Source organism: Desulfobacter sp., from assembly GCF_050177295.1.
In genome coordinates this window covers 1-6,290 of sequence record NZ_JBFXHE010000264.1, presented here as the reverse complement: position 1 = coordinate 6,290, position 6,290 = coordinate 1, and the positions used below count along the sequence as shown (strand labels likewise).

General features: G+C 46.6%; 8 protein-coding genes. 2 read left to right on the top strand and 6 right to left on the bottom strand.

The features are described from left to right. Positions 1-22: 22 nt before the first annotated feature. Positions 23-772, bottom strand: coding sequence for a hypothetical protein (locus AB7U36_RS16280; protein ID WP_428160758.1), 750 nt, complete (start codon positions 770-772; stop codon positions 23-25). A 226-nt stretch (positions 773-998) separates the two neighbouring features. Here AB7U36_RS16280 and AB7U36_RS16275 point away from each other — a divergent pair, with 226 nt between their 5' ends. Next, the gene (locus AB7U36_RS16275; RefSeq protein WP_428160757.1) at positions 999-1,241 is read left to right on the top strand and encodes a DUF6364 family protein; all 243 of its coding nucleotides are present in this window, start codon (positions 999-1,001) and stop codon (positions 1,239-1,241) included. After that, positions 1,238-1,654 carry a type II toxin-antitoxin system VapC family toxin gene (locus tag AB7U36_RS16270; protein WP_428160756.1) on the top strand — a complete coding sequence of 139 codons (417 nt, stop codon included), beginning with the start codon at positions 1,238-1,240 and terminating at the stop codon, positions 1,652-1,654. The genes AB7U36_RS16275 and AB7U36_RS16270 overlap by 4 nt, the downstream gene beginning before the upstream one ends. 15 nt (positions 1,655-1,669) lie before the next feature. Here AB7U36_RS16270 and AB7U36_RS16265 read toward each other — a convergent pair whose 3' ends face one another. From AB7U36_RS16265 to AB7U36_RS16245, 5 genes are all read right to left on the bottom strand, one after another. Continuing rightward, positions 1,670-2,083: an iron-sulfur cluster assembly scaffold protein gene (locus AB7U36_RS16265; RefSeq protein WP_428160755.1), complete on the bottom strand. Its 414-nt coding sequence runs from the start codon at positions 2,081-2,083 to the stop codon at positions 1,670-1,672. A gap of 133 nt (positions 2,084-2,216) precedes the next feature. Continuing rightward, positions 2,217-3,140, bottom strand: a complete 924-nt coding sequence (locus tag AB7U36_RS16260; RefSeq protein WP_428160754.1) for a methylenetetrahydrofolate reductase — start codon at positions 3,138-3,140, stop codon at positions 2,217-2,219. Next, positions 3,140-3,832 carry a methylenetetrahydrofolate reductase C-terminal domain-containing protein gene (locus AB7U36_RS16255; RefSeq protein WP_428160753.1) on the bottom strand — a complete coding sequence of 231 codons (693 nt, stop codon included), beginning with the start codon at positions 3,830-3,832 and terminating at the stop codon, positions 3,140-3,142. Before AB7U36_RS16255 ends, AB7U36_RS16260 begins: the two co-directional genes overlap by 1 nt. 110 nt (positions 3,833-3,942) lie before the next feature. Further along, positions 3,943-4,371, bottom strand: coding sequence for a hydrogenase iron-sulfur subunit (locus AB7U36_RS16250; RefSeq protein ID WP_428160752.1), 429 nt, complete (start codon positions 4,369-4,371; stop codon positions 3,943-3,945). Between the two features lie 3 nt (positions 4,372-4,374). Continuing rightward, positions 4,375-6,290 (bottom strand): FAD-dependent oxidoreductase (locus AB7U36_RS16245; protein ID WP_428160751.1); only part of this gene is annotated, 1,916 nt, incomplete at its 5' end.

Sequence of the window (6,290 nt, the reverse complement as noted above, 5' to 3'; positions counted from 1 at the left end):
AAACACATATTCCCACGGCCTTTTATAAATCCGCCATACTTTTATCCAAAGAGGGACCGGCAGAAACCAGGATGGCAGGCTTGCCGCGAAATGCCCCTTTCAAGACATCCACATTCCGGGCTTCCCGGAACAGTGCCATGTTCCGGATTCTATTTTTAAAAAGCAGTTCACCACATTTATCAAACACCCCTTTAGCTGAAATGGCTTTAGTTGCATAGGCCCTTGCTTTGTTGGCAGCCTCGGTGTACAGCGTTTTATTCCAATCAAATTGGATCATGTAATTGCTAAAAAAAATATTTACGGAAATGGGGAATCCCACTAAGGTTTCGTCAAACTGCTGCCAGTCGATCTTTCCTACAAAAAAGGTTACTTTTTCAGACAGGAAAAGAGGGCGCAAATCCACATAGGTTAAAGCGGTACAAAATATATCTAAACAGGGTTCAATAACCATCATCCGGTACATATCCTGACGCATTTCCAGGGCGGCCAGGGGCCGGTACCCAAGTCCCATTCCCGTAAGGATGCACACTGTCTTGTTCAAGTTTTCCTCTTTTTTCAGCATGGGAAAATTTTGTTGAACAGCCCCTACTACATCATTTCTATCGCAGAGGTATTGGAACTTTTCTCCGGGCTGATGAAATTTTAATGTCGGCCCGGTTTGAGTAGGAAGAATGGTCCCGATTTCCACCGGCGTATGGTCAACAACCTGTTTATAAAGCTTTTGATTGGTTGATCTCAGGCATACCAGATTTTCTTCACGATAGTTTTGCACCCGTCACTCCTTTTCCAGATATACGCCAACCTTATTCTTTTTATTGTACAAGCATAATAATTAACTTTGAACTTATCCACTATTAAGATGTTCTCGTTGTAAATAAACCATAAACTTAAGCATTACAACAGGACAATAATTTACAAAATCAAGTTCCTTGACAAAAAAACATATATGACGTACGTTTAAAAACAAAATATACGTCATCTTTTTTTGGAGAAAAATTATGAATACAAAACTAACTTTAAGGATTGATGATCGTCTGATCAAATCAGCCAAATGCCATGCCAGTAAAATGGGAAAATCTTTATCCCAAATGGTAGCAGATTACTTTATTCTTCTTGAAAAACAAGGCAATAATGAAACAACCGAATTAACCCCAACGGTAAAATTTTTAAAGGGCTCGCTTAAAGATGCAGGCGTAGACGAAAAAGATTATACAAACTATTTAGCAGAAAAATACCTATGAAGGTTCTCTTTGATACCAATATTATTCTTGACGTCATGCTGGACAGGCTCCCTTTTTCTGGACCGGCAAGCATGCTCATGTCCCTTGTCGAAAAAAAAGAACTGGCAGGATCAATTTGTGCCACAACTGTGACAACCATATATTATTTAACAGCTAAAGCCTTTGGAAAAAATAATGCTGACAAACATATCCAAAGTCTGATGTCGCTTTTCGAAATTGCACCGGTCAATGAATCGGTCCTTTATGGAGCCATAAAAGCGAAATTCAACGATTTTGAAGATGCTGTAATTTATCAGTCAGCTGAAAATACTTACATGGATGCCATTATTACGCGAAATCTGAAAGATTTTAAAGTATCAAAGCTTCCGGTTTATTCCCCGGATGAAATGTTGCAACTTTTGAAAGTCGTTTGAATCGTAGATGATGTTTTAATCCTTTTTTATAGATTTTTTACTCTGATAATCTGCCAGTGCCTGATAGAAACCGCCAACACAAAGCTCGGCGCAATGATAATGGTCTTCGGGCAAGGTTTGAAGATAATCGGCAATCATATCCGGAGTGATATTCCAAACATTATCAATGGAATGACCCAGGGCCAGATGTACCACGGTATTGCAGCATGCTGCCGTATATATGCAGCCGTTGAAATCAAAAGAAATATTGCTAAGGCAATTATTGTGGTCAACCATGATAAAGAACTCCACACTGTCTCCGCACACCCCGGTCCGGGTACCGTATCCATCCGGATTTTCAAGCCGCTCTCTGGAACCTGCTTCGTAGGCCATTTCAATTAGTGTAAGAGAGTGAACGTTCCAAAAATCCTGGTCTTGGCTTTCCATCATAATAAAACTCCTGCAACAGCACCTATTAAAAGACAGACCGGACATTAAATCCTGCCCGGTCTGCTGCTATTTTATACATTTATGAAGCAGCTGTCTCATGTCGCAAAAAAACAGCTGCATCAGTATGTCACGTTTAAACCTGGGGTCTGGGATAAAGCCCTGCACCTTTCACCAGTTCGGGAACCTTTTGTTCCCATTCAATGGCCATAATATGGAAACCTTTCACGCCTTTGCATTCCTTGAGGCGCTGCATCTGCTCAATGGCCATTTTGATGCCTTCTTCGGCTTGTTTCTCTTTGGCAACACCGGCAAGACGGTCAATGATCTCATCCGGTATATCCATGCCTGGCACCTTGCTCTTCATATATTTGGCCATACCCAGGGATTTCATGGGCGTGATACCGGCCAGAATAGCCACTTTCTGATCCAGGCCGCGGTCAACCACCTGTTTCATCCACGTTTCAAACTTAGCTGTGTTAAAAATACACTGGGTCTGGATGAAATCCACGCCGGCAGCTACTTTTTTGGCCAGACGCATCACACGCAGTTCAAAGGGATCCGCAAAGGGGTTGGCTGCCGCACCAATGAACATTTTAGGCGGTTCCGTAATGTCTGCTCCCCCCTGGAACTTGCCTTCATCGCGCATATCCTTGACCATTTTAATCATGTTAATGGAGTCAATGTCATATACGGGCTTTGCCATGGGATGGTCGCCGAACTGGGGATGGTCGCCGGACAGGCAGAGCATGGTGTTCATGCCAAGGGCATAAGCACCAAGGATGTCAGACTGCATGGCAAGACGGTTTCTGTCCCGGGATACCATCTGGATAATGGGGTCAAGGCCCATCTGTTTAATGATAGTACCGCCTGCAATGGAGGACATTCTGACCATGGCGGTCTGGTTGTCCGTGATGTTGATGCCATCCACATAATCTTTGATCATGTTGGCTTTTTCTTTGACAATGTCAACATTGCATCCTCTGGGAGGACCTACTTCAGAGGTTACTGCCAGCTGGCCCGAGGCCAGTACTTTTTCCAGTCTGCTTTCAGTTTTCATTATGCCATGTCCTCCGTGATAATTTTGGACGCCGCCAAATCTTCCCTGATAATTTTTCTGGGTCCGCCGCCGCCTGCAGGACGCCAGTCCTTTGCCGCAACCAGTTCTTCATACCGATCCTGGATACCCAGTTCCACCAGGCGGTTCCAGATCAATTGCCATGCACAATCCACATCCTGGCTGATCTCACATTTCCCGTTGGAATTGCCGCCGCATGGGCCGTTCATCAGGCTTTTCGAACAACGGGCAACAGGACAGATACCGCCGGTAACGCCCAGCATGCAGTCCCCACACCCCATACAGCGCTCGGCCCAGATGCCCTGGCTTTCGGACGCACCCATGAACTTGGTATTTACACCCGGAAAAACCGGAATCGCATATTTGATCGCAACGGTCTGAACCCCGCAGCCACAGGCCAGGGAGACAATGGCGTCCACTTGACCGGCCAGTTCCTCAAGTTGTTCAACATATTCCGGATCGCACTGACGTTCCAGGGTATGTTCCAGAACCTCAAGCTTTTTGCCCTGTTTCGCACTGTGCAGGCGAAGGGCGGAAGACAGAAGCCCCACCTCTTTTCTGCCGCCTGCTGCACAAACAGTAACACATTCGTTGCAGCCGACCACAAGTATTTTTTCATAGGGCGCAATGTACCCGAAAATTTCCTGCAGGGGTTTTTGTTCTGCTGTTATCATGTTTTAATCTCCAAAAGTTTTATATAAAAAATAACCTGTTAAATCTCTTTTATGTATTAGACAAGACAAGCGTATGCAACAAATTTTTAAGATTGCATTGGCCGCTTTTTTTAAACGGCCTTGCCTACTGTCTGAGTGGCCGGGCTTGGCCCCAGGGATTTAATCTTTTCTGTAAATTCTTTGGCAGCCTGGGCAAATTTTTCACCCATACCTGCGGAAAAGTGCATCATGGCCACACGTTCAGGTTCCCAGCCCAGTTCTTCCAGGATCTTTTTAATTTTTTCCACATGGGCTGCTGCATGTAGATTACCGTCTTTAAAATGACAGTCCCCTTCCAGACAACCCGCCACATATACACCGTCTGCTCCTTTTTCAAGGGCTTTCATCAGGTGGATGGCGTCCACTTTGCCGGTGCAGGGCACCCGTATGATCTTTACATTGGACGGATATGAAATCCGCCTGGTGCCAGCCATGTCTGCTGCGGTATATGCACAATAATGACAGCAAAAGGCAACGATTTCAGGTTCAAAATTGCTCATTAGTTATACCCTCTCAAATAAACCATCAAGTTTAGCCAGTATCTGATCATCTTCCCAAGTCGTTAACTGAATGGCCTTGGCCGGACACTCGGCAACACAGATGCCGCAGCCGCGGCACTTGGCCGGATCAATTTCTGAATGCCGTTCAGTATTGATAAAGGGAACATCATAAGGACAGGCTCTGACACAGATCAGGCAGACCGCGCACTTGACCGGATCAACTGTGGCAAAGGCAGCCCCCAGGGTAATCTCTTTATTAGCCAGCATGGTTCTGGCTCTGCCTGCAACGGCATGGGCCTGGGTGATGCTTTCACGTATCACCTTGGGAGAGTGGGCCGTACCGGCCACAAAGAATCCGCGAAGCGCCATGTCAACGGGTTTGAGCTTCACATGGTCTTCCAGAAAGAAACCGTCTTCGGTTTTAGGCAGATTGAACAAACCGCATAGTTCCTTGTTGGTATCTGTGTTGGCAACCAAACCGGTGCTTAAAGCCACGCAGTCTGCTTCAATTTCAATGTCCTGTCCCAGGATGAAATCATGGGCAAGGACAATAGTCTTGCCCGCTTCTTCCCGGACAACCGGACGATGCTCAAGGTCAAAACGAATGAACTTCACACCCTTATCCCGGGCTGTTTTGTAATAATCTTCCTGGAACCCGTAAGTCCGGATATCCCTGTAAAGAACAAAAATTTCAATGTCAGGGTTGACTTCCAGAAGACGCAGGGCGTTTTTAACGGCAGCCTGGCAGCAGATCCGTGAACAATTGGGATTGTCCGCTTCCCTGGAACCGGCACATTGGATCATAACCACCTGTCCCATAGCCTTGATTTTGCTTTCATCATTTTCAAGGATTGCGTCAAGATCAAGCTGGGTCATGACCTTGTCAAGTTCGCCCAGGCCATACACGACCGGACGATTGGGCGTCGCGCCTGTGGCAAGGATGGTGACGCCATGGTCAATCTGTTCAGTGCTGGTTCCCATTTTAACGCCGGTGGTAAATTTTCCGGGTACACCTTTGTGTTCTGCAATGACAGCGTCAGTGAGCACCTTGATATTTTCGTGGGCAGACACCTTGTTTACAAGATCTTTAACAAAGGCTGCCACATCATCACCTTCGATGGTTTGGGACAGGTTCAATGCCTGGCCGCCCAGCATCGGCGCTTTCTCCACCAGGTAGGTAAGCGTGCCCTGGTCAGCCAGTTCAAGGGCAGATGTCATACCGGTGACACCGCCGCCCACAACAAGGGCATTCTGGCTTGTGGGAAGCATATTTTCAGCCAGGGGTTTTGCTTTTCTGACGCCGGAGATACCGGCCTGAACCAGCTGAAAGGCCTTTTCAAGGGATTTGGCCGGGGCGTCATTATGTGCCCAAGCATTCTGGTCTCTTAAATTAACCAGCTCAAGCAAGTAAGGGTTGAGTCCTGCGCGTCTGAGCATATCCTGGAACATGATCTCCTGAATCCTCGGAGAACCGGAACCAATGACCACCCGGTTCAATTTTTGCTCCTTGATCAGATTTTCAATCTTTTCCATGGATTCAAAAGAACAGCTCAGTTTAAACGCTTCTGCCACGGCCACATCAGGATTGGTTTTGGCATTTTCCAAAATTTTATCAATATCCAGAGCCTGGCCGATTTCCCCGTCACAGTCAACAACAAAGACACCGATTTTGGTATCTTCGCCCTCAACATCTCTTTGGGGCGGATAAAGACCTGCGTCTTCAATCCATGCCTCACTGGTCACGGCCGTACCTGCCATGGAGGCGGCAGCAGAAGCCTGGACCATGGTTTCAGGAATATCTTTGGGGCTTTCAAAAACACCGCAGACATACACGCCGTCCTTGGAGGTTGTCACAGGATCCATGGTGCCGGATTTGGCAAAATTATGTTCGGTTAAGTCAATGCCAAGTGTTCCGGCCA

What these genes read in the sequence shown, in the direction of transcription:
- AB7U36_RS16275 (WP_428160757.1), top strand. Translation starts at nt 999, where the DNA reads ATGAATACAAAACTAACTTTAAGGATTGATGATCGTCTGATCAAATCA.
- AB7U36_RS16270 (WP_428160756.1), top strand. Translation starts at nt 1,238, where the DNA reads ATGAAGGTTCTCTTTGATACCAATATTATTCTTGACGTCATGCTGGAC.
- AB7U36_RS16265 (WP_428160755.1), bottom strand. Translation starts at nt 2,083, where the DNA reads ATGATGGAAAGCCAAGACCAGGATTTTTGGAACGTTCACTCTCTTACA.
- AB7U36_RS16260 (WP_428160754.1), bottom strand. Translation starts at nt 3,140, where the DNA reads ATGAAAACTGAAAGCAGACTGGAAAAAGTACTGGCCTCGGGCCAGCTG.
- AB7U36_RS16255 (WP_428160753.1), bottom strand. Translation starts at nt 3,832, where the DNA reads ATGATAACAGCAGAACAAAAACCCCTGCAGGAAATTTTCGGGTACATT.
- AB7U36_RS16250 (WP_428160752.1), bottom strand. Translation starts at nt 4,371, where the DNA reads ATGAGCAATTTTGAACCTGAAATCGTTGCCTTTTGCTGTCATTATTGT.